This is a genomic window from Haemophilus sp. CCUG 66565, from assembly GCF_001679495.1.
Lineage (GTDB): Bacteria > Pseudomonadota > Gammaproteobacteria > Enterobacterales > Pasteurellaceae > Haemophilus > Haemophilus haemolyticus_K.
Map to the genome: position 1 here is coordinate 327,795 of NZ_LZOX01000016.1, position 23,025 is coordinate 350,819.

At 39.1% G+C, this 23,025-nt stretch carries 21 protein-coding genes; 5 read left to right on the forward strand and 16 right to left on the reverse strand.

What is annotated here, in order from left to right; translation table 11 throughout:
- The first annotated feature begins 12 nt into the window (after window positions 1-12).
- The gene (priA, locus tag A9501_RS07150) at window positions 13-2,205 is read left to right on the forward strand and encodes a primosomal protein N' (protein ID WP_065265395.1); all 2,193 of its coding nucleotides are present in this window, start codon (window positions 13-15) and stop codon (window positions 2,203-2,205) included.
- Window positions 2,206-2,244: 39 nt separating this feature from the next.
- Here priA and A9501_RS07155 read toward each other — a convergent pair whose 3' ends face one another.
- From A9501_RS07155 to uppS, 13 genes are all read right to left on the reverse strand, one after another.
- Window positions 2,245-3,291, reverse strand: a complete 1,047-nt coding sequence (locus A9501_RS07155; RefSeq protein ID WP_065265396.1) for an AI-2E family transporter — start codon at window positions 3,289-3,291, stop codon at window positions 2,245-2,247.
- Complete coding sequence (gene glnB, locus A9501_RS07160) at window positions 3,291-3,629, reverse strand: nitrogen regulatory protein P-II (protein ID WP_005627040.1); 339 nt, start codon at window positions 3,627-3,629, stop codon at window positions 3,291-3,293. The genes A9501_RS07155 and glnB overlap by 1 nt, the downstream gene beginning before the upstream one ends.
- Before the next feature lies 1 nt (window position 3,630).
- Window positions 3,631-4,224 carry a molybdopterin adenylyltransferase gene (gene mog, locus A9501_RS07165; protein WP_048952787.1) on the reverse strand — a complete coding sequence of 198 codons (594 nt, stop codon included), beginning with the start codon at window positions 4,222-4,224 and terminating at the stop codon, window positions 3,631-3,633.
- 27 nt (window positions 4,225-4,251) lie between these two features.
- Entirely contained in the window at window positions 4,252-4,857 is a 606-nt protein-coding gene (gene rnhB / locus A9501_RS07170) for a ribonuclease HII (RefSeq protein WP_065265397.1), read from the reverse strand.
- Entirely contained in the window at window positions 4,850-6,022 is a 1,173-nt protein-coding gene (lpxB, locus tag A9501_RS07175) for a lipid-A-disaccharide synthase (protein ID WP_065265398.1), read from the reverse strand. Before lpxB ends, rnhB begins: the two co-directional genes overlap by 8 nt.
- A gap of 66 nt (window positions 6,023-6,088) precedes the next feature.
- Window positions 6,089-6,877 (reverse strand): acyl-ACP--UDP-N-acetylglucosamine O-acyltransferase, encoded by a 789-nt coding sequence (gene lpxA, locus A9501_RS07180; RefSeq protein ID WP_065265399.1) that lies wholly within the window; start codon window positions 6,875-6,877, stop codon window positions 6,089-6,091.
- A 14-nt stretch (window positions 6,878-6,891) separates the two neighbouring features.
- Complete coding sequence (gene fabZ / locus A9501_RS07185; RefSeq protein ID WP_065265486.1) at window positions 6,892-7,296, reverse strand: 3-hydroxyacyl-ACP dehydratase FabZ; 405 nt, start codon at window positions 7,294-7,296, stop codon at window positions 6,892-6,894.
- A gap of 145 nt (window positions 7,297-7,441) precedes the next feature.
- Window positions 7,442-8,467: a UDP-3-O-(3-hydroxymyristoyl)glucosamine N-acyltransferase gene (gene lpxD, locus A9501_RS07190; protein ID WP_065265400.1), complete on the reverse strand. Its 1,026-nt coding sequence runs from the start codon at window positions 8,465-8,467 to the stop codon at window positions 7,442-7,444.
- Between the two features lie 15 nt (window positions 8,468-8,482).
- Window positions 8,483-9,076: an OmpH family outer membrane protein gene (locus A9501_RS07195; RefSeq protein WP_048952783.1), complete on the reverse strand. Its 594-nt coding sequence runs from the start codon at window positions 9,074-9,076 to the stop codon at window positions 8,483-8,485.
- A 105-nt stretch (window positions 9,077-9,181) separates the two neighbouring features.
- On the reverse strand, window positions 9,182-11,563 hold the full coding sequence (gene bamA, locus A9501_RS07200; protein WP_065265401.1) for an outer membrane protein assembly factor BamA: 2,382 nt from the start codon (window positions 11,561-11,563) through the stop codon (window positions 9,182-9,184).
- Between the two features lie 21 nt (window positions 11,564-11,584).
- A complete protein-coding gene (rseP, locus tag A9501_RS07205) occupies window positions 11,585-12,916 on the reverse strand; it encodes a sigma E protease regulator RseP (protein WP_065265402.1) in 1,332 nt (443 codons plus the stop codon).
- 9 nt (window positions 12,917-12,925) lie between these two features.
- Window positions 12,926-13,792, reverse strand: coding sequence for a phosphatidate cytidylyltransferase (locus A9501_RS07210; protein WP_065265403.1), 867 nt, complete (start codon window positions 13,790-13,792; stop codon window positions 12,926-12,928).
- Between the two features lie 20 nt (window positions 13,793-13,812).
- Window positions 13,813-14,532, reverse strand: a complete 720-nt coding sequence (gene uppS, locus A9501_RS07215) for a polyprenyl diphosphate synthase (RefSeq protein ID WP_065265404.1) — start codon at window positions 14,530-14,532, stop codon at window positions 13,813-13,815.
- Between the two features lie 152 nt (window positions 14,533-14,684).
- On the opposite strand from uppS, the gene yggU reads away from it, so the two are divergent.
- The 4 genes from yggU to holA all read left to right on the forward strand — a co-directional run bounded on the left by yggU (window position 14,685) and on the right by holA (window position 19,319).
- Window positions 14,685-14,972 carry a DUF167 family protein YggU gene (gene yggU / locus A9501_RS07220; protein WP_005627500.1) on the forward strand — a complete coding sequence of 96 codons (288 nt, stop codon included), beginning with the start codon at window positions 14,685-14,687 and terminating at the stop codon, window positions 14,970-14,972.
- A 128-nt stretch (window positions 14,973-15,100) separates the two neighbouring features.
- Complete coding sequence (leuS, locus tag A9501_RS07225; protein WP_048952777.1) at window positions 15,101-17,686, forward strand: leucine--tRNA ligase; 2,586 nt, start codon at window positions 15,101-15,103, stop codon at window positions 17,684-17,686.
- Between the two features lie 95 nt (window positions 17,687-17,781).
- Complete coding sequence (locus A9501_RS07230; protein ID WP_048952776.1) at window positions 17,782-18,285, forward strand: LPS-assembly lipoprotein LptE; 504 nt, start codon at window positions 17,782-17,784, stop codon at window positions 18,283-18,285.
- Window positions 18,285-19,319, forward strand: coding sequence for a DNA polymerase III subunit delta (gene holA, locus A9501_RS07235; RefSeq protein WP_048952775.1), 1,035 nt, complete (start codon window positions 18,285-18,287; stop codon window positions 19,317-19,319). Before A9501_RS07230 ends, holA begins: the two co-directional genes overlap by 1 nt.
- Before the next feature lie 82 nt (window positions 19,320-19,401).
- On the opposite strand, the gene mutT is transcribed toward holA, so the two are convergent.
- The 3 genes from mutT to secM form a co-directional block, all read right to left on the reverse strand.
- Window positions 19,402-19,812, reverse strand: a complete 411-nt coding sequence (gene mutT / locus A9501_RS07240; protein WP_048952774.1) for an 8-oxo-dGTP diphosphatase MutT — start codon at window positions 19,810-19,812, stop codon at window positions 19,402-19,404.
- Between the two features lie 64 nt (window positions 19,813-19,876).
- Window positions 19,877-22,582 carry a preprotein translocase subunit SecA gene (gene secA / locus A9501_RS07245; RefSeq protein ID WP_065265405.1) on the reverse strand — a complete coding sequence of 902 codons (2,706 nt, stop codon included), beginning with the start codon at window positions 22,580-22,582 and terminating at the stop codon, window positions 19,877-19,879.
- A 125-nt stretch (window positions 22,583-22,707) separates the two neighbouring features.
- Window positions 22,708-23,010, reverse strand: coding sequence for a secA translation cis-regulator SecM (secM, locus tag A9501_RS07250; RefSeq protein ID WP_065265406.1), 303 nt, complete (start codon window positions 23,008-23,010; stop codon window positions 22,708-22,710).
- Window positions 23,011-23,025 lie beyond the last annotated feature (15 nt).

The window sequence follows — 23,025 nt, forward strand, 5'->3', positions numbered from 1 at the left end:
CCAAGGTTGATTATGAAAATTGTCCGAGTGGCACTGGCTGTGCCGCTTCCTCGTTTATTTGATTATCTCTTCCCCGATGATGTTTCATTACAAATCGGCACACGTGTTCTTGTGCCTTTTGGTACGCAAAAACGCGTCGCCATTGTGGCTGATTTCCCGACAAAATCAGACGTGCCAGAAGATAAGCTCAAAACCATTCTTCAACCATTAGATTTAGCACCGCTCTTCACCCCAATTTATTGGGATTGGCTTCATTGGGCAGCAAATTATTATCAAGCAGGATTAGGCGATGTGTTATTTCAAGCCTTGCCTGTGAAATTGCGTAACGGAGAAAGTGCGGTGAAAAATGACTGTACTTTTTGGCGAATTACAGATGCGGGGAAAAATGCGCTTGAACAAGGCCTGTTAAAACGCTCGAAAAAGCAAGTTGAAGCCCTACAATGCTTATCTGAAACTGATCTTGAAAAAGGCAATAATGAGTTTTCCTCTGCGATTTGGTCAGTCTTAAAAGCCAAAGGGTTTATTGAGGAAATTACTATCCAAACAAAGCCCCTAAGCTGGCAACAAAGCTTAGGCGATAACCCAATTGTCAATGCTGAAAATCGTTTAACCTTAAATAAGCAGCAAGCCTTAGCCTTCAGTCAATTGCTCTTTCATTCTGGTTTCAATGTATGGCTGCTCGATGGGGTAACTGGTTCAGGCAAAACAGAAATTTATCTGCAGTATATTGAAGAAATTTTAAAATCGGATAAGCAAGTATTAGTGCTTGTGCCCGAAATTGGGCTAACACCACAAACGGTGCACCGTTTCAAAGCGCGTTTCAATGTAGAAATTGATGTTCTTCATTCTAATTTAACCGATACGCAACGGCTTTATGTATGGGATCGCGCCCGCTCTGGACAAAGTGCCATTGTGATTGGTACGAGATCGGCATTGTTCACACAATTTTCTAATCTTGGTGCAATTATTTTGGACGAAGAACACGACGCGTCTTACAAACAGCAAGACAGTTGGCGTTATCACGCGCGAGACTTGGCGATTGTACTGGCTCAAAAACTAAATATTGCGGTATTAATGGGTTCCGCCACGCCAAGTTTAGAAAGTATTAATAATGTACAAAACGGCAAATACCAACATTTAGTGTTATCAAAAAGAGCGGGGAATTCTACCGCACTTCGTCATTTCGTTATTGATTTGAAAAATCAAAACATACAAAACGGGCTTTCAAAACCCTTATTGGAGCGAATGAAAGCTCACCTAGAAAAAGGCAATCAAGTTCTGCTTTTCTTAAATCGTCGTGGCTTTGCGCCCGTATTGCTTTGCCATGAATGTGGTTGGATTGCACAATGCCCTCATTGTGAAAAACCTTATACCTATCATCAGCATCAAAATGTATTGCGTTGTCATCATTGTGGTGCACAGAAAACTATTCCTCGACAATGTGGTGATTGCGGTTCGACTCATTTAGTCACCACAGGTCTCGGCACGGAACAATTAGAAGAAACCTTGAAAACGCTATTTCCTCATTATTCTGTAGCGCGAATCGACCGCGATAGCACTTCGCGTAAAGGAAAATTGGAAGGTTATTTAGAAGATATTCAACAAGGCAAAAGTCAAATTTTGATTGGCACACAAATGCTGGCAAAAGGACATCATTTTCCGAATGTTACCCTCGTTGCCTTAGTGAATGTAGATAGTGCATTATTTTCACTAGATTTTCGTGCAGAAGAACGTTTAGCTCAACTTTATGTTCAAGTTGCTGGACGTGCTGGTCGTGCCGATAAACAAGGCGAAGTCGTGCTACAAACACATTATCCTGATCATCCTTTGCTCACTACGTTATTAGCGAATGGCTACCAAGCTTTTGCAAAAGAAACCTTACAATTACGCCATTCAATGGGATTGCCACCTTTCACTTTTCAGGCGTTATTCAAAGCACAGGCTAGACATTCTGAGCTTGCAGAAAATTGCTTAAACCAGATTGCAGATTTTTTTCAATCGAAACAAATTGCGGGATTACAAATGCTTGGCCCAATGCCTGCATCGTTCAGCAAAAAAGCAGGGCAATATCGTTGGCAGTTATTATTGCAGCATCCATCAAGAATGACATTGCAAAAAGCATTAAGAGAATATCAACAAGCCGAACTTGAAAAAAACAGCCAAGTGCGATTAATTTTGGATGTTGATCCACAAGACTTATCATAAAAAATGCGGTGAAAATTCACCGCACTTTCTCTATAAAATCTATTTGAAATCTTCGACATCACCCAATAGACAAGCATATTTCGCCGTATTTGGACTGGACTCCAAGGCAATTTTTAATGCCATCGTCAAAGGAACTGACAGTAGCATTCCCACTGTTCCAAGTAACCATCCCCAAAACAATAATGAAAGGAATACTACTAAGGTTGAAAGCCCTAATCGTTGTCCCATCATTTTAGGCTCAATAATGTTACCGACAATCATATTGATCGCAATAACACCAACTGCTACGCCAAAGCCAATTCCAAAACCGTTCAGTAATAAGGCTTGCACAATAATCGGAATAGCCGCAATGATAGAACCAATATTGGGAATATAATTCAGCAAGAAACTCAAGGTTGCCCACAAAATTGCATATTGAACCCCACAGGCTTCCAACAAAATAAAAATACCAACGCCAGTAAGCAAGCTGGTGATACTTTTAATGCCGAGATAACCAATTACGCCTTGCAAAACTCGGTCAATATGGCATTCTTCTTTGGCTGCATCATGAGGGGTTGAACTAATCACCATAGCAAATTTATGTTTCATCGTTGGCGCTTCAGCAAGCATAAAAATTACGACCAACACTAAAACAAACACATTGCTCACCACACCAGAGAAATTCAGCAATACTCGACTCACAAAATTCATAATGATGCTTGGGTCAAAATTTTCTTGGATGGTTTCACGCGAAAGCGTGAAAGGCAGATTGAAACGTTGCAACAATCCTGTTAGATCACTCACACGTTGTGAAAGTAAAACTTTATATTGTGGAATAGATTGGGTAAATTCTCTTGCAGTGCTGTTAATCAGCCCGACTAAAAAGAAAAACACCAAAGAAATCAAGAAGAAAAGCAAAGTTATGGCTAACCAATGAGGAATTCGGCGTTGTGTCATCGCCTTAATCATCGGTGAACAAATGATCGCGATAAATAGCGATAGCAAGAATGGCACGACAATTTCTGCCGCCAATTTTACGCCAGCTAAGATAATAATTACCGCAGCAATGCCAAGCAAAGTGCGGTGTAAATTTAAATTATTTTGCACTAAATCGCATCCTCATTTTCTTCGCCCGTGCGAATGCGGATCGCTCGCTCAACGTTATAAACAAAAATTTTGCCGTCACCAATTTTGCCTGTTTGTGCCGTTTCAATAATAGCTTCAATACATTGATCCACAAGCTCATCAGGAACTACCACTTCCAATTTCACCTTCGGCAGAAAGTCCACCATATATTCCGCACCACGATAAAGTTCCGTATGACCTTTTTGGCGACCAAATCCGCGTACTTCCGTGATTGTCATACCTGAAATACCAATATCTGAAAGACTTTCGCGCACATCGTCTAATTTAAACGGTTTGATCATTGCTTCGATTTTTTTCATGTTATTTCTCCAGATTTTCACGTCTTGCGGATTTAGGCCGGAAACTTTCGATGATTTCAGGCTTGGTATCAATATATAAGCCGTTAATCAATTGCAAACAATAAGGCACCGCGCTGAAAATGCCTTTTACAAGCACATTTCCCTCTTTATCTTTCACGCCTTCCAAGGTTTCTTTAATCGCTTTAGGCTGTCCCGGAAGATTTAAAATCAGGCTTTCCTTACGAATCACACCTACTTGGCGGGATAAAATTGCGGTAGGCACAAAATGCAAACTCACTTGACGCATTTGTTCGCCAAAACCCGGCATTTCTCGATCTGCTACCGCAAGGGTAGCATCAGGCGTTACATCGCGTTTTGCAGGCCCTGTCCCACCAGTTGTCAGCACTAAATGGCAACCTTGTTCATCCACCAGATCTTTTAATGTTTGTTCAATAACTGGCTGTTCATCGGGGATTAATCTTGTTTCCAAATGGAAAGGATCAACAAGAGCTTGTTCTAACCAAGCCTGTAATTCTGGGATGCCTTGATCTTGATACACGCCTGCTGATGCGCGATCAGAAACAGACACCAGACCAATTTTTAAAAGTGCGGTCATATTTTTCCTTATTTTAAGTGTATATATCTATTTATCAGTAAATTTAGTTTCCAATACCTTTTTAACAGGTGTAAAACTACGACGATGTTGCGGTAACACGCCAAGTTCAGCTAATTTTTCTAAATGTAATTTGGTTGGATAGCCTTTATGCTGGGCGAAAGCGTATTCTGGATATTGCTTGTCTAATTCTTCCATTTCTTGGTCTCGTGCCACTTTCGCCAAAATAGAGGCTGCACTGATTTCCGCCACAAGGCTATCGCCTTTTACGACGGCTTGCGCTGGAATATCTAAATCTTTTGGGATCTTATTGCCATCAACCAACACAAAGTGCGGTTGAATTTTTAAAGATTTTACTGCTCGAGTCATTGCTAATAAGGAGGCTTGCAGGATATTTATCTCGTCAATTTCGTTAGCTTCAGCTCGACCTAATGCCCAAGCAAGAGCTTTTTCTTTGATTTCTTCAGCAAGGGCTAAACGTTTTTTCTCAGAAAGTTTTTTAGAATCAGCGAGGCCTTCAATTGGCTTATTCGGATCTAAAATAACGGCTGCCGTGACAACAGCCCCAACTAGAGGGCCTCGCCCAACTTCATCAACGCCAGCGATCAATTCATAGCCTTGTGGATATTCAAACATTTTCTGTTCCTTCTAATAAATCAATGACTGCTTGAGCCGCTTGCTTATCGGCATTGCATTGAATTTTTTGGTGTAAATCTATGAAGTGCTGAATTAAAACATGGCGATTTTTTACTGCACTTTCATCATCAGAAAGATAAGCAGATAGTTTTTCAGCGAGCAATTCTGGCGTGCATTCTTCTTGAATCATTTCAGGAACGAGCATTTCATTCGCAAGCAAGTTTGGTAAAGAAATATAATCAGTTTTTACTAAACGTTTTGCTAAGAAATAGGTCAGTGGTTTCATTCTATAGCCAACCACCATAGGGGATTTACAAAGCATTGCTTCAAGCGCTGCTGTTCCTGAAGCAAGAAGTGTTGCATCAGCTACGATCATTGCTTGTCGTGCATTGCCATCAATTAAATGCAGGTCTAGGTTTGGCGCAATTTTAGCTTTAATAGCTTCAAATTGAATTCGTCGTTTTTCGTTCACCAAAGGGACTAGGAATTGTAAATCAGGAAATTGTTCTTTTAACAATAAAGCGGTTTTCAAGAAAGGCTCAGTCAAAAACTCCACTTCTGAACCACGACTTCCAACTAAGATAGCTAAATAGCGCTTTGCGGGATCAAGCTGTAGCATTTGGCAAGCTTCGACACGGTTTGGTTTGAGAGGAATAGCATCTGCCATTGTGTGTCCAATAAAACGGCAAGGCACATTAAATTTATCGTAAAAGGCTTTCTCAAAAGGCAAAAAGGCAAGAACTTGATGAGTCGCTTTGGCAATTTTGTGAATGCGATTTTGACGCCACGCCCATACAGAGGGGCTTACGTAATGAATAGTTTTAATTCCGTTTGCTTTGAGCTTGAGTTCTACATCCAAATTAAAATCAGGTGCATCAATGCCGATGTAAACATCAGGTTTTTCTTGCAACATGGTTTGAATGACATTTTTGCGAATTTTCAACAGACGAGGAAGATGTTTCAAAATTTCAGCCAACCCCATGACTGAAAGCTCTTCCATATCGACAAGCGTCTCACAGCCTTCAGCCAACATTCTTGGGCCAGCAATGCCAATAAAGCGAGCATTAGGATAATGAGCTTTGAGCTGGCGAATTAAACCAGCACCGAGAATATCACCAGATACTTCTCCTGCAACAAGAGCAATGGTTGGATTTGTTTTGTTCATCAAATTTATCCTAAAAAATAACCGCACCTTGGTGTGCAAAGTGCGGTTGAAAACAGAGATACTTTATTAACGAATAATACCGCGAGTTGAACGTTTGAAAAATTCAACAAAGAAACTAATTGCTGAATCGGTTTCCGCAATTTGCTCAATTTCTGGCAATACTTCTTCGAGCGTTTTGCCGCTACGATAGATCATCTTATAAACGTTACGGATTGCGTGCATGGTTGGTTTATCAAAACCACGACGTTTTAAACCTTCTAAGTTTACGCCAAATGGACGGGCGTGGTTGCCTTGTGCCATAACGTAAGGAGGTACATCTTGGCTTACCATAGAACCGCCGCCTAACATGACGTGTGCGCCAACGATCACAAATTGGTGAATTGCTGACATGCCACCAACAATGACGAAATCATCTAATTCTACGTGACCTGCAAGCGTTGCATTGTTTGCTAAAATACAGTTGTTTTTAATTTGGCAATCGTGTGCAACGTGAACATTCACCATTAATAAATTGTTATTGCCAATAGAGGTTACGCCACCGCCTTGGATGGTTCCACGATGGATTGTCACATGTTCACGAATTCGGTTGCCATTACCAATAATAGTTTTAGTTGCTTCGCCGTTATATTTTAAATCTTGGTTCACCTCACCAATGCTAGCGAATTGATAGATTTCGTTATCTTCGCCAATAACCGTATCACCACGTACGACAACGTGAGATTTCAATACAGTGCGAGCTTTAATTTCAACGGTGCCTTCAACAATACAGAAAGGCCCAATAACAACACCTTCACCAATAACTGAGCCTTCTTCAACTAAGGCTGTAGGATGGATTTTTGCATTTGGGTGGATCATATTTACCCCCTTAATTAACGACGAGCGCACATTAGTTTTGCTTCACAAGAAATTTCACCGTTTACGGTTGCAACACCAGTAAATGCAGTGATGCCACGGCGTTCTTTAATCACTTGAACGTTTAATTCCATTTGATCTCCAGGTAACACTGGGCGTTTAAAGCGCGCTTCATCAATACCTGCGAAATAGAATAGCTCACCGCCTTTTAATTCGTGAGTTTTAAAGGCTAAAATGCCCATTGCTTGTGCCAAAGCTTCTAAAATTAAAACGCCCGGTAAAATAGGTTCGCCAGGGAAGTGACCTGTGAAACAAGGCTCATTGACGCTGATATTTTTAATCGCTTTTAACCATTCGCCTTCTTTAAAATCCAATACGCGATCCACTAATAAAAATGGATAGCGATGTGGTAATAAAGTCATAATTTCTTTTGATTCGATCACTCTTGGTTGTTGTTCTGACACGTTGACACCTTACAAAAAATAAACAAATAAAATCACTCGGATTATACGATATTTACGGCTAAAAATAAAACGCACCATAAAAGTTGGTGCGCTCTACAATAAATTAATTAATCTTCTTTTCTAACGCTTTCACACGTTTATTTATTTCATCAATTCCCAAAGTTAATGCCGCAGTTTTACGCCATGCTTTGTTCGTTTGCAATGGAATACCAGATGAATAGACGCCAGGCTCAGTAATTGGACGCATCACCATTCCCATACCTGTAATAGTTACCTTATCGCAGATTTCCATATGACCATTGATTACACTCGCACCACCAATTAAGCAATACCGCCCAACTGTTAAGCTTCCAGCCATAATGACCCCTCCCGCAACCGCGGTGCCGGTACCAATATGTACGTTATGGGCAATTTGACAAAGATTATCAATAATAACATTATCCTCAATAACAGTTGCATCTAAAGCACCACGATCAATACAAGTGCAAGCACCTATTTCAACATTATTACCAATAATTACCTGACCAACTTGTGGAATTTTAATCCAACGTCCACGATCATTTGCGTAACCAAAACCATCACTACCGATGACTGTTCCTGATTGAATTAAGCAATTAGTACCAATCTCAACGTTATGGTAAACAGTTACATTAGCCCAAAGTTGAGTGCCTGAACCTATCTTGGTATTTTTACCAACAAAGCAGTTTGCACCAATGATCACGTTATCACCAAGTACAACACCTTCCTCAATCACTGCATTGGCGCCAATTGAAACATTCTCACCTAAAGAAGCACTATCAAAAATTACCGCACTTTTTGCAATGCCTTGCGCAGCCTTTGGTGTGCTATCCATATATTGAGCTAAAATTGCGTAAGCTACATAAGGATCTTTTACGATTAATAAATTGCTTTCAGGTGAACAAAACTCTACATCTGCTTCGGATACAACCAAGATACCTGCCTTAGAATCTTTTAATAAAGAACGGAACTTTGCATTAGAAATAAAGGTAAGCTGATGACATTGAGCCTTATCAAGAGGAGCGATATTTTCTACAACGACATCGGCGTTACCGCGAACAGTAGCGCCGATTTGAGTTGCCAATTCTTGTAAAGAATAGGTTTTTAACATGATTAATAAAGCCTATTATTTTTTCTCTTCTGTTTTTTGTGTTGCAGGAATTGTTTTTAACACAGCATCACTAATGTCTTTACCCTCTACTGCAAATACGACTGAATTTGCATCAAGCACATAGCTATAACCATTTGCTTTTGCATAATTATTTGTTGCAGTTTGAATACTATCTAGCAATTTACCACGCTCTTCGGCTTGACGTTTTTCATTTTGAGCTTGAAATTCAGCCACTTTTTTATCTTGTTCTTGCATCAATTTTTGTAATGAAGCGTCTTCAGAAGCAGCGAGTTTATTAATTTCATCTTGACGTTTTTGAATATCAGCTTTACTTAAACGTGCCGCATCTTTTTCTAATGCTGCTGCTTTTGCTTCTACTTTTTTACGTGCTGCAACAATTTTATCATCAATTTCTTTTTTGCTTGCAGCTAATTTATCAGCAACAGGTTTAAATTCTGCATCTAATTTATCTGCAACAGCTTGACGATCTGGATGGTTTTGGAAAACATAACCTGCATTAATGAAAGCAATTTTTTCCTCAGCAGCCGCATAGCCTGAAGCAAGTGCGATACCTAATGCAAGTGCGGTTACTTTTACAACATTTTTCATTTTATAAATTTCCTTAATTAGTTAGTTATTAATATTCTCTACACTAAAATAAACTTAGTACAGAACGTTTTCTTTGAATGATAATATGACAAAAAGTTCAATTTATTAAAATGAACCACCAATACTAAATTGGAATTGTTCTACATCATCATATTCATATTTCTTAATCGGTTTTGCGTAAGAGAAAACCAACGGTCCAATTGGCGATTGCCATTGGAAACCTACACCAGCAGATGCTCGAATACGACTAGGTGAACTATAATCTGGCAAATTAGCAAATTTAGCCTTATCCTCAGCTTTCCATTTAGTGTTCCACACACTTGCTGCATCTACAAACAAAGATGTTCTCACCGAATTTTGCCCCTTATCTCCGACAAATGGTGTTGGCACAATTAATTCAGCACTTGCTGTTGTAATCGCATTACCACCAACAACATCGGTACTTGGAACCCAATCGGGATTATCTCCCCGCATATTTTTTCTATCATAAATAGCATTAGGCCCTATTGCGCCATAAGCAAAGCCACGTAATGAACCAATACCACCCGCGGTATAAGTTTGATAAAACGGTAAACGTTTATTACCAAACCCATTCGCATAACCCGCTGATGCTTTTGCCGAAATAACCCAACGATGATCTCGATCGAGTGGATAGAATCCTTGGATATCTGCACTTAATTTATAATATTTGTTATCAGAACCAGGTACCGTAACACGACCGCCAAGCGTTGCTTTTACCCCTTCTGTAGGGAAATAACCTCTATTCAGACTGTTATAGTTCCACCCAAATGAAAAATCAAAATCATCTGTTTTAATAGAATTTCCATTAAAATTCATTGATGATAGATACAAATCACGATTATATTCTCTCGCAAAATTACTAATCTTATTATAGGTGTAGCCTAAACCCATATAATATGAATTATTTTCGTTAACAGGGAAGCCTAAAGTAAGGTTTCCACCATAGGTAGTACGTTTATAAGTAGATGAAGTCTCACTTTTTGAATTATCATAATTTTCAAAGAATACGTTACCACCAAGGCTTACACCATCCTTAGTAAAATAAGGCTCTGTATAACCAAGATTAAGGCTTGTGCCGTAATCATTTTTGGTTCCACCAAGGCTTACTGCCGCACCAGTACCCAAAAAGTTATCTTGTTTAACACTTGCCTGATAACTAATACCACTTTCTGTACCATAACCAATACCAAAATTGATACTACCTGTTTGACGTTCTTTTACTTTATAAATAACATTGACTTCATCAGAACTGTTTTGAACTGGGGTAATTTTACTTTCTACAGTTTCAAAAAAGCCCGTACGATCTAAACGAACTTTTCCTAATTCAACAAGTTGGGAATTATACCAAGTTCCTTCTTGTTGTCTCATTTCCTGGCGCAATGTACTATCCGCAGAAACGGTATTACCTTCAAAACGAACCTCTCTAACCGTTAAACGACGACCTGCATCAACTACAAAAGTAATGGCTAACGTTTTATTTTCTTCATCAAAATCAGGCACTGAATTAACCGTTGCACTGCCATAGCCTCGCTCTCCTAATTTTGCTTTAATAGCATTCTCTATATCAACAATATCGCTACGACGATAAGTATCATTTAAATGCAATTTTGAAAGTAAAGGCTCAAGTTCTGTTGCCATACCGCCAACATTACCGACAATACGGGCAGCACGTAAATCATATTTCTGCCCTTCATTTATATCAATAGAAACAGTAACACGTTTTTTTTCATCATTTAGCTGAACATCTTGCTTGGTAATGTGCGCTTTTGCATAACCGTTATTATGGTAATACTCTTCAATTGCTTGCAAATCTTTACCAAATTGCTCACCTTCAAATTTATTGCCCCACAATTTCCACCAAGCATCCGGCTGTAATTCCATTTGTTCTTGAAGTGTGCTACTACTTACTGATTCATTTCCATTAAAAGTTACCGAATCTAATTTTGCAGTATCATCTTCATCAATTTGAACAATAACCTCTGCACGGTTATTCGGTAATGTATTCACTATCGCTTCAACTTTTGCGTTATAACGCCCTTTGGCTTCATAACCATCTCTTTTAACGGCTTTAACAAACTCATTTAATATTGTTCTATTAAGTACCGCGCCAGTTGCTATACCACTCTGGGTTAAATTCTGTTTAATTACATCAGCTGGAATTGCAGAACTTCCTTTAACTTGAACATCTGCAATAATCGGTTTTGCAACCACACTGACAACTAACGCATCCCCGTCTTGACGAGCTTTAACATCATCGAACTGTCCACTAACGAATAACGAGCGAACAATATTAGCAACATTTTGATCTGTTACACGCTGTCCTGCTCGCACAGGCAAACTTGCAAGAATAGACTGCTCTAGGTCACCTTGCGCACCTTCAATACGAATTTCTTTAGCAACGAAAGGCGCAGCCAATGCGCTTACCGTTGTACCGAATAATAAACTTGCTATGAGAAGTTTTTTCATCGACTGTATCCTATATAAAAATTATAGACGTAAAAAATCATTAAATAACGCAAACGCTGTTAATGTTAGCAACAACACCGCACCAATTCGATAACAGACATTTTGTACCTGTTCAGAAATAGGTTTTCCTTTTATTGCTTCAACTGCAAGAAAAACCAAATGGCCACCATCTAACACAGGCAATGGAAATAGATTCATAATACCCAAATTAACACTGACTAATGCCATAAAACTCAAAAAATAAATGAATCCAATACTTGATGATGCTCCCGCACCTTTAGCAATAGAAATTGGCCCACTTAAATTATTTAATGACAAATCACCGCTAATCAGTTTTCCTAATACTTTTAATGTTAAAAGAGAAAGCTGAGTTGTTTTTTCAATACCTTTTTGAACTGATTCAAGAATACCATATTTTAACTCTGTGCGGTACTCATCACCTAATTTTATAAAAGTAGGACTCACGCCTACAAACCATTTTCCACTCTGATTACGCACTGGACTGATAATTTTGTCAAGCGTTTCCCCATTACGTTCAACTTTAATAGAAAAAGATTCGCCTTGTTCGACCTGTTTTATAAAATCTTGCCAAGTAAGTGCGGTTAAATTTTCTTTTAAAATTTTATCACCGATTTGTAAACCTGCTTTCTCAGCTGGAGAACCTTGAACAACTTTAGAAAGCACCATTTCCACTTTAGGACGCATAGGCATAATGCCTAATGCCTCAAACGAACTTTCTTTTTCAGGATCAAAAGTCCAATTTGTAAGATTTAAAGTTCGTTGTTGTTCAATATTGGAACCAAAAGAAGAAAGGGTAATCTCAACATTAGGCTCCCCCATTTTTGTGGCAAGTAGCATATTGATGGTTTCCCAATCTTGAGTTTTTTCGCCATCAACCGCTAGAATTTGTGTATTAGGTTCAATGTGCGCTTGTGCAGCGATTGAACTTGGCGTTATCGATTCAATTACAGGTTTAACACTTGGCATTCCATAAAGGTAGATGACCCAATAGGCAAAAATCGCGAAAATAAAATTCGCCAAAGGGCCTGCAATAATCACAAATACGCGTTGTAATACGCTTTTACTGTCAAATGCTTGTGGCTTTTGTTCAACTGGAACCTCTTCATTGCGTCCATCAAGCATTTTTACATAGCCGCCTAAAGGAATCATTGAAACCGCAAATTCTGTACCATGCTTATCGATACGTTTCCAAATTACCTTACCAAAGCCAATTGAAAAACGATGGACTTTTATACCGCACTTTCTAGCAGCCCAAAAGTGACCATATTCGTGAACGGATACTAATACCGCAATAGCAATGATAAAAGAACCTAGCGACCACAAAAATGACATTCAGAATCCTTATAACATAAAGAAATAGAAGTAGCTGAAAAAAGGTACCGCGGCAGTCAAGCTATCAATACGATCTAATACACCACCATGACCAGGAATCAATTGGCTGCTGTCTTTCACACCAGACTCACGTTTAAACATGCTTTCAGTTAAATCGCCCAATACTGAAATTGCAACTGTTGCAACGGAAAGGATAACGAATCCAGTGATATTTCGCTCACCAACTAAAGCATCGCCAGAGAAATGAATAAATACAAAAGCAAGCACTAACGCTGTAATTAAGCCACCAACAACACCTTCCCAGCTTTTACCCGGTGAAACTTTAGGCGCAAGTTTACGTTTACCAAATGCGCGTCCGCTAAAATAAGCGCCTGAATCAGCTGCCCAAACAAGCACAAACACGTAAAGTAATAAAAATAAGCCGTGATAAGGATCATGGGTATAGTGTTCTAAACGTAAACGTAATACCCCCGCGATAAATGGGATTAAAGTAGAAAAGGCAAATAAAAGCTGTAAAAGAGGATTTTTAGACCAAAATTTAGCTGATTTAGGATAACTCACCACAAGTAATAAAGCTAAAATCCACCAACCAACAGCGTTCATTAATAAAAGCTGAAGATGCTGTTCAAACACGCGACCTGCATCTAAATAGTTGCCCTCAGTGTAGAGCCATAAAAAAATAAAGGCGCCTAAAAAGGCTGCAACACAAAAACGCGCTAAAGGCTGTTTAAGGCGGGCAAACTGAGTCCATTCCCAAATGCCTAAAGTCGCTACAGTTCCTAAAGCGAGGGCAAAATAAAAAGGCGTGAATAAAAATAGCACACATAACACCGCTACGATTAACACAATGGCAGATAAAACTCGTTGTTTAAGCATAATTTTAATCCATTTATGAATTATTCTGTCCCACCAAAACGGCGATGACGTTGTTGATAACAGGCGATGGCGCGGTTAAATTCCGCCTCATCAAAATCTGGCCACAGCACATCAGAAAAATAAAGTTCTGCATATGCAATTTGCCATAATAAAAAATTACTAATTCGTTGTTCACCACTGGTTCGAATCAATAGATCAACTGGTGGTTCATCTTGTGTAACCAAATGACGCTGAAAAGCAATTTCATCAATCTCGTCAACGCTCATTTCATTATTTTTTACTTTTTCTGCGAGTTGTTTTGCTGCTTGCACAATATCCCAACAACCACCGTAATTTGCAGCAATATTAAGCGTAAGTGCGGTATTTTTTTCTGTTAAATTTTCCGCTTTTGCAATTTTTTCTTGTAAAGATTCACTAAAACGAGATACATCGCCAATAATTTTCAGACGAATATTATTTTTATGTAATTTTTTCACTTCGCGATCTAAAGCTTGCATAAAAAGCGTCATTAACGCGCTGACTTCTTGCTCTGGTCGATTCCAGTTTTCGCTACTAAAGGCATAAAGTGTAAGAAAATTTACTCCTGTTTGGCGAGCATAACTTACTGCTCGGCGAACGGCAGATACGCCATTAGTATGGCCAAAAATACGCATTTTATTTTTCTGTTTTGCCCACCGCCCATTACCATCCATAATAATGGCAACGTGTTTTGGAATATTGTTTTGATCGAGTTCTATCATTATTTTTATTATAAAAAGATCCCTATAAATTCGGCTGTGAACTATATCATAAGTTGTATTTGCTTGCTATGGATTAGCGAGCCCTAATCCACACTTTATTTTTTACATAATTCATTTCTATAATAAAGAAAAATAAACAAAACGAAGAATTTATGTCTGCGATTGAACAAAATAAAGACGGTATTAGATTAAGAATATTCTTACAGCCAAAAGCCAGTAAAGATCATATTGCTGGCATTCACGATGATGAACTAAAAATTACCATTACTGCGCCACCTGTTGATGGTCAAGCAAATGCGCATTTATTGAAATTTTTAAGTAAATCCTTCAAAGTGCCCAAAAGCAGTATTATTTTAGAAAAAGGGGAATTGAGCAGACACAAACAAGTTTGGATTCCTGACCCCAAATTAATTCCAAAAGAAATTCAAAATCTATTGTAAAAACAAAGAAAAAAATCACCGCACTTTGATCTCCAACCCTATCAATTTATGCCGTTTTACGGTATTCTATGCCACATTTTCTATTGTCAAAATGCTGCAAAAGTGCGGTTAAAATTTAAGGTGATTTTATGCAAGAACAATATCGCCCCGATATGGTCGAACCAAAGGTTCAACAATATTGGGCAGAAAATAAAGTTTTCAAAGCAATCAAAGACGAATCTAAAGAAAAATATTACTGTCTTTCTATGTTCCCGTATCCTTCTGGCCGCCTGCATATGGGGCATGTGCGCAACTACACTATTGGTGATGTAATTTCTCGTTATCAACGTATGCTAGGTAAAAACGTATTGCAACCATTTGGTTGGGATGCTTTCGGCTTACCGGCAGAAGGTGCCGCAATTAAAAACAAAACTGCGCCAGCTAAATGGACGTACGAAAACATTGCCTACATGAAAAAACAACTTCAGCTTTTAGGCTTTGGTTTCGACTGGGATCGTGAAATCGCAACCTGTAAACCAGAATACTACAAATGGGAACAATGGTTCTTCACTGAGCTTTACAAAAAAGGCTTAGTGTACAAAAAAACCTCAACAGTAAACTGGTGTCCGAATGATGAAACCGTACTCGCAAACGAGCAAGTACACGAAGGTTGTTGCTGGCGTTGTGATACACCTGTGGAACAAAAAGAAATCCCACAATGGTTTATCAAAATTACTGACTATGCAGAGCAATTATTAGGTGGTTTAGATACCCTTCCACAATGGCCTGACATGGTAAAAACCATGCAGCGCAACTGGATTGGTCGTTCTGAAGGGGTAGAAATTACTTTTGATGTTGCAGATACCAACGAAAAAGTAGCGGTTTACACCACGCGTCCAGATACCTTTTACGGTGTGAGTTATTTAGGCATTGCGGCAGCACATCCATTAGCAAGTTTAGCTGCTCAAAATAATCCTGAATTAGCCACCTTTATCCAAGAAGCGAAAAACGCAAAAGTGGCAGAAGCTGATCTTGCGACAATGGAGAAAAAAGGAATGGCAACAGGCTTATTTGCCATTCATCCATTGACAGGTGAAAAATTACCAATTTGGGTTGCGAATTTCGTATTAATGCACTACGGTACTGGCGCAGTAATGGCGGTTCCAGCTCACGACCAACGTGACTTTGAATTTGCTCAAAAATACGGTTTACAAATCAAGCAAGTTATTGAACCCATTGCTGATGAAGAAATTGATTTAACCAAACAAGCCTTTACTGAACACGGCAAACTCGTTAACTCAGCTGAATTTAATGGTAAAGATTTTGATGGTGCTTTCAACGGCATTGCGGATAAATTAGAAAAATTAGGTGTTGGAAAACGTCAAGTTAATTATCGTTTACGTGACTGGGGTGTTTCTCGCCAACGTTATTGGGGCGCTCCAATTCCGATGCTAACCCTTGAAAATGGCGATGTAGTACCTGCACCAATGGAAGATTTACCTATTATTCTGCCTGAAGATGTGGTAATGGATGGCGTGAAAAGTCCAATTAAAGCTGATCCTAATTGGGCAAAAACAACGCTTAACGGCGCACCAGCGTTAAAAGAAACGGATACCTTTGATACCTTTATGGAATCCTCTTGGTATTACGCTCGCTACACTTGTCCACAATATCAAAATGGCATGCTTGATGCGGAAGAAGCAAACTATTGGTTACCAGTGGATCAATATATCGGTGGTATTGAACACGCAACAATGCACTTGCTCTACTTCCGTTTCTTCCACAAATTATTGCGTGATGCAGGATTTGTAACCAGTGACGAACCAGCCGATAAATTATTATGTCAAGGTATGGTGCTTGCAGATGCCTTCTACTACACCAGTCCAACCAATGAGCGTATTTGGGTAAGCCCAACTCAAGTGACCCTTGAGCGTGATGAGAAAGGTCGCATCATTAAAGCCACCGATCCTGAAGGGCGTGAACTAGTCCACAGTGGCATGACCAAAATGTCGAAATCCAAAAATAACGGTATTGACCCACAAGAAATGGTAGAAAAATATGGTGCCGATACCGTTCGTCTGTTTATGATGTTTGCCTCTCCAGCAGAAATGACCTTGGAATGGCAAGAATCTGGCGTAGAAGGTGCGAAACGTTTCTTAGGGCGTGTTTGGAACTTGGTATATCAATATCAACAAAATCCAGCAAAAACTAGCCTAGATATCACCGCACTTTCAACAGCGCAAAAAGCGCTTCGCCGTGAAATACATAAAACGATTGCGAAAGTGAGCGATGATATTGGTCGCCGTCAAACATTTAATACTGCAATTGCAGCAGTAATGGAGTTGATGAATAAACTGACTAAGGCTTCCTTAGAAAGCGATCAAGATCGAGCGGTCATGGCGGAAGCATTAAGTGCAGTTGTTCGTATGCTTTATCCAATTACGCCACATATCTGCTTTGAATTATGGCAAGCACTAGGAAATGAAAGCAACATCGATACCGCTGAATGGGTGAAAGCTGATGAAGCCGCAATGGTAGAAGATGAAAAACTCATTGTTGTGCAAGTAAATGGCAAAGTTCGTGGAAAAGTGACTGTCCCAGCAACCTCTTCAGAAGAAGAAATTAAAGAGGCAGCCAAAACAGATCCTAATGTTGCAAAATTCCTTGATGGAAAAGAAATCCTTAAAGAAATCTATATTCCATTAAAAATGTTGAATTTTGTGGTTAAACTATAATCCGTAGAATCTGTGGAATATTGATATTTCACAGATTCTATCTTTATTAGTGTATGGATTTTAAATTTATACACTCCATAATAAAGGTAATTTTTATGATTAAATCAATCAAAGCATTGTTCATTGTAGCAAGCATTACCGCGCTTTCTGCTTGCGGCTGGCATTTTCAAAACGGTACATTAATTCCACAAGAATTACGAACTCTTACATTTGAAAGCCCCGATCCATACAGCGAAATGTCAGTAGCGATGCGCAATCAGTTACAAGCGAATAATGTTCAACTCGTCAATTCGACTCAAGGCATTCCTGTTTTGCGCATAAATAAATTCCGCACAAATGATGAAGTAGCCTCCGTCTTTAAACGCGGACGCGAAGCTGAAAAAGTATTGATGTTAGAAGTGGAAGCAAGTATTCGTTTAGCGAATGGTGAAAGTCACCCAATCACGGCAAAAGTCAACCGCACTTTCTTTGATAACTCTCGCGCAGCATTAGCTAAATCTAGCGAACGAGAAGTAATTTGGAATGATATGCGAGAACAAGCTGCACGTCAGCTCATTACTAAAATGGTTGCATTAGAAAAACAAGTGAAAAACAAATAATGAATCGCATCTTCCCTGAGCAACTTAATCAACATCTTTCCCAACGTTTAGCCAAAGTTTACTTTTTGGTAGGGCAAGATCCATTGTTACTGAGTGAAAGTAAAGATGCCATTTATAAAACAGCCAACCAACAAGGATTCGATGAGAAAAATAACATTCAGATTGATAGCCAAACTGACTGGGCACAACTCATAGAATCCTGTCAGTCCATGGGATTGTTTTTTAATAAACAAGTCATGGTATTAAATTTACCTGAAAATTTCACCGCACTTTTACAGAAAAATCTGCAAGAATTTATTTCGGTTCTACATGACGATATCTTGCTGATTTTACAAATTGCAAAGCTAGCAAAAGCAAATGAAAACCAAGCATGGTTTGTTGAACTAAACCAATATGAAACCAGTGCGATTCTTGTAAATTGCCAAACACCTACGGCTGAAAATCTCCCTCGCTGGGTAAAAAATCGTACCAAAGCGATGGGGTTAGAAGCTGATGATGAAGCAATCCAACAACTTTGTTACAGTTATGAGAATAACCTGCTCGCGCTCAAACAAGCTCTGCAGCTTTTAGATTTGCTCTACCCTGACCATAAACTTAACTACAATCGAGTAATTAGCGTCGTAGAACAATCCTCGATTTTTACACCATTTCAATGGATTGATGCTTTGTTAATAGGAAAAGCAAATCGCGCTAAACGTATTTTAAAAGGGTTACAAGCTGAAGATGTGCAACCTGTTATTTTATTACGCACACTACAGCGAGAATTATTTACGTTGCTTGAACTCACCAAACCACAGCAACGTATTATGACAACGGAAAAACTTCCAACTCAACAAATTAAGACTGAATTTGATCGTCTAAAAATCTGGCAAAATCACCGACCGCTCTTTTTAAGTGCGATTCAACGTTTAACCTACCAAAAGCTCTACGAAATTATTCAAGAGCTCGCCAATATAGAACGTCTTGCTAAGCAAGAATTTAGCGATGAAGTGTGGATTAAACTCGCTGATTTATCTGTAAAAATTTGTTTGTAGAGCACTATTTTTCAGCTGTGAATTCACATTCCTTGCAAGCAATAGATTAAAAATAAACCCCAGCTAAAAACTGGGGTTTATTTTAAAGATAATTATTCGCTTCATTCAGTAATCGCTGAATTAATTTTGCATTAGCTGGCGGGAACTGTCCTGCATCTAATGCACGTTGCTCAACCCAAAAACCTTCTTGCCCTTCTCGCCCAAAAGGCTCACCAATCCATTCATCTACAACATAAAAGAAAAAAGAAATAATCTTTGTTGGATATTCAAATTGGAAGCGCTCGTAAAGTTCAGCATTTAATACCACAATGCCAATTTCCTCTTCCAGTTCACGTTTTAAAGCCTGTTCTGGGGTTTCCCCCGCATCCACTTTTCCACCTGGAAATTCTAAAGATTGCGCAAAATCCTGTCCTTCTAAACGCTGCGTTAAATAGATCTGACCAAACTCATTACGAATAATACCTGCAGAAACTTGTATAATTTTTTTATCCATTTCTTCTATCCAATAGCATCTATGAAAAAAGTGCGGTGAAAAATCACCGCACTTTGGCTAATCATTAATGGCGAGCAGCACGACTACCATGACAATGCTTATATTTTTTTCCTGAACCACAAGGACAAGGCTCATTGCGTCCAATGCGACGATCTGAATAATCTTCAGAATCTGAATTTTGGATTGCCTGACCATTTTCATCCACAGGTAAATTATTTTGATTGATACGAGCAGCCATCTCCTGACGAACACGTTCAGCTTCTTCCATTTCTTCTTGAGTACGCACACGTACACGCGTTAACGTCGTGATGACGTGGTGTTTTAAAGAATCCAACATTTCCGTAAACATACGGAAAGATTCTTTTTTATACTCTTGTTTTGGATCTTTTTGCGCATAACCGCGTAAATGAATACCTTGGCGCAAATAATCCATCGCAGCTAGGTGTTCTTTCCAAAGCTCATCTAAGGTTTGTAACATGACGCCTTTTTCAAAGTTGCGCATGGTTTCTTCACCAGCTAGCGCTTCTTTTTCTTTATATTCTTTTTCGGCGACTTCTACGATGCGTTCACGCAAGTTTTCTTCGTGAAGATTATTGTCTTCTTCCAGCCAATGAGAAATTGGTAATTCCATACCAAACTCTTGAGCTAAACGTTCTTCAAGCCCTTTAATATCCCATTGTTCTTCCAAAGATTGCGGTGGAATATATTGATCAATCACGCTATTAAATACATCGTGGCGAATTGCGTTGATAGTTTCAGAAATATCATCATTATCAAGCAAATAATTGCGTTGCTCATAAATTGCATGACGTTGGTCATTTGCAACATCATCATATTCAAGTAGGTTTTTACGGCCATCGAAATGGAAAGCCTCAACTTTTGCTTGAGCAGATGCAATCACTTTCGCCAACATTTTCGATTCCATAGCCTCACCAGGCACGGTGAACGCTTTACGCATTAAATTGAGTTTACCCTCATTTAAATAAATGCGCATTAAGCCATCTTCCAAAGAAAGATAGAAACGAGAAGATCCAGGGTCACCTTGACGACCAGAACGACCACGCAACTGGTTATCGATACGGCGAGATTCATGACGCTCCGTACCGATAATATGCAAACCACCTGCTTTCATTACGATCTCGTGGTTCTTTTCCCACTCAGCTTTAAGCGCTTCAATTTGTTCTTGAGTTGGATTTTCTAATTTGGCAGCCTGCGCTTTCCAGTTACCACCAAGGATAATATCCGTACCGCGCCCCGCCATATTCGTTGCGATAGTCACCGCACCAGGATAACCCGCTTCTGCCACGATTTCCGCTTCTTGTTGGTGGAATTTCGCATTCAACACATTGTGTTTGATACCCGCTTTATCTAAAGCCTTAGATAACTCTTCCGATTTTTCTACTGAAATCGTCCCCACTAATACTGGTTGCTGGCGTTCTACACAATCTTTGATATCTTCAATAATCGCATTAAATTTATATTGTTCATTTTTAAACATCACATCTGTGCGATCATCACGAATCATTGGGCGGTTTGTTGGAATCACAACGGTTTCCAATCCGTAAATTTGTTGGAACTCAAACGCTTCGGTATCCGCAGTCCCCGTCATACCCGCAAGACGCTCATATAAACGGAAGTAGTTTTGGTAAGAGATTGACGCAACAGTTTGGTTTTCACTCTTAATTTCAACCCCTTCTTTTGCCTCAATGGCTTGATGTAAACCATCTGACCAACGACGCCCAGCCATTGTTCGACCAGTATGTTCATCAACAATCACGATTTCACCATCTTTCACAATGTAATCGACATCTTTTTCAAACAATGTGTGCGCACGCAAGGCTGCCATAACATGATGAAGCAATACGATTCGACCAGGAGAGTACAAAGAATCCCCTTCAGGCATTAAACCTTGCGCAATCAACCAATCTTCCACTTTTTCTTGGCCACGTTCTGTTAAGTGTGCCTGTTTAGATTTAAGATCTAAAGTAAAGTCCCCTTCGCCTTGATATTCTTCTGTATCTTCTTTTTCCTGTTTAATTAAGTTTGGAATCAGTTTATTGACTGCAATATAAAGCGCAGAACTGTCTTCCGCTTGACCAGAAATAATCAATGGCGTACGGGCTTCATCAATTAAGATGGAATCTACTTCATCCACCAGCGCATACCCTAAAGTACGTTGGAAACGCTCTTCTTTTGAGTGAGCTAAGTTGTCACGTAAGTAGTCAAAACCAAGTTCACTATTGGTTGCATAAGTAATATCTGCTGCATAAGCGGCACGTTTTTCTTCCGGCGGTAAACCAGGAATATTTACGCCTACACTCATGCCCAAAAATTCAAATAACGGACGGTTTGTTTCTGCATCTCGGCGAGCAAGATAATCATTCACCGTCACAACATGAACGCCTTTACCTTCAAGTGCGATTAAATAACAAGGCAAAGTCGCCGTTAATGTTTTACCTTCACCAGTGCGCATTTCTGCGATACAGCGATTAGTCAATACCATCCCACCAATAAGCTGAACATCAAAATGTCTCATACCAAGCACGCGCTTACTTGCTTCACGTACCGTTGCGAATGCTTCTGGTAAAATTTGTTGCAAAGTTTCGCCCGCACTTAAACGTTGACGGAATTCATCTGTTTTTGCACGAAGTTGTTCATCTGTGAGAGCTTCAAACTCAGGTTCTAATTTATTGATTTTTGCAACTTGTTTTCTTAATTTACGTAAAATACGGTCGTTACGGCTGCCAAAAATTTTCGTTAAAATGCTCATAATTTCTCTTTTTAAATATATAAGTTAAATAGTTAAATGCGTATGAAAAACTTTATTTCATGCACAATAATTTTTTAAAAATATCGCTATTTCAATAGCAATATTCTTCACAAAAAACAGAAAAATTAAATAAGCAAAGGGCCTGCTCGAATTGGCGCACTAGGATTCAACGCATCAGCTAAAAAGTGCGGTTGAATTTTAAGTTGTTTTTCAGTTTGGGGGGAAATTGAAGGTTGAGGAATGGCTTGTCGTTGCACTTCACGTGCAACTTTTACCGTCTCTAACGCTTGTTGAATTGAAACACTCGAGGAATAATTTTCCGCATTATTTTGATTTTCAAAACTTTGTGCGTTAGGCAAAGCAAAAATCGCGATGATACTTAAAAGTAATCGCGACCAAAAAGTCGGTTTGACAGTGCCTGAAATCATCGTCTCGTTGTTTAT

Excerpts from the sequence above, each read along its gene's own strand:
- priA (WP_065265395.1), top strand. The coding sequence starts at position 13 with ATGAAAATTGTCCGAGTGGCACTGGCTGTGCCGCTTCCTCGTTTATTT.
- glnB (WP_005627040.1), bottom strand. The coding sequence starts at position 3,629 with ATGAAAAAAATCGAAGCAATGATCAAACCGTTTAAATTAGACGATGTG.
- mog (WP_048952787.1), bottom strand. The coding sequence starts at position 4,224 with ATGACCGCACTTTTAAAAATTGGTCTGGTGTCTGTTTCTGATCGCGCA.
- rnhB (WP_065265397.1), bottom strand. The coding sequence starts at position 4,857 with ATGTTTGAATATCCACAAGGCTATGAATTGATCGCTGGCGTTGATGAA.
- lpxB (WP_065265398.1), bottom strand. The coding sequence starts at position 6,022 with ATGAACAAAACAAATCCAACCATTGCTCTTGTTGCAGGAGAAGTATCT.
- lpxA (WP_065265399.1), bottom strand. The coding sequence starts at position 6,877 with ATGATCCACCCAAATGCAAAAATCCATCCTACAGCCTTAGTTGAAGAA.
- fabZ (WP_065265486.1), bottom strand. The coding sequence starts at position 7,296 with ATGACTTTATTACCACATCGCTATCCATTTTTATTAGTGGATCGCGTA.
- lpxD (WP_065265400.1), bottom strand. The coding sequence starts at position 8,467 with ATGTTAAAAACCTATTCTTTACAAGAATTGGCAACTCAAATCGGCGCT.
- A9501_RS07195 (WP_048952783.1), bottom strand. The coding sequence starts at position 9,076 with ATGAAAAATGTTGTAAAAGTAACCGCACTTGCATTAGGTATCGCACTT.
- bamA (WP_065265401.1), bottom strand. The coding sequence starts at position 11,563 with ATGAAAAAACTTCTCATAGCAAGTTTATTATTCGGTACAACGGTAAGC.
- rseP (WP_065265402.1), bottom strand. The coding sequence starts at position 12,916 with ATGTCATTTTTGTGGTCGCTAGGTTCTTTTATCATTGCTATTGCGGTA.
- A9501_RS07210 (WP_065265403.1), bottom strand. The coding sequence starts at position 13,792 with ATGCTTAAACAACGAGTTTTATCTGCCATTGTGTTAATCGTAGCGGTG.
- uppS (WP_065265404.1), bottom strand. The coding sequence starts at position 14,532 with ATGATAGAACTCGATCAAAACAATATTCCAAAACACGTTGCCATTATT.
- yggU (WP_005627500.1), top strand. The coding sequence starts at position 14,685 with ATGTCTGCGATTGAACAAAATAAAGACGGTATTAGATTAAGAATATTC.
- leuS (WP_048952777.1), top strand. The coding sequence starts at position 15,101 with ATGCAAGAACAATATCGCCCCGATATGGTCGAACCAAAGGTTCAACAA.
- A9501_RS07230 (WP_048952776.1), top strand. The coding sequence starts at position 17,782 with ATGATTAAATCAATCAAAGCATTGTTCATTGTAGCAAGCATTACCGCG.
- holA (WP_048952775.1), top strand. The coding sequence starts at position 18,285 with ATGAATCGCATCTTCCCTGAGCAACTTAATCAACATCTTTCCCAACGT.
- mutT (WP_048952774.1), bottom strand. The coding sequence starts at position 19,812 with ATGGATAAAAAAATTATACAAGTTTCTGCAGGTATTATTCGTAATGAG.
- secA (WP_065265405.1), bottom strand. The coding sequence starts at position 22,582 with ATGAGCATTTTAACGAAAATTTTTGGCAGCCGTAACGACCGTATTTTA.
- secM (WP_065265406.1), bottom strand. The coding sequence starts at position 23,010 with ATGATTTCAGGCACTGTCAAACCGACTTTTTGGTCGCGATTACTTTTA.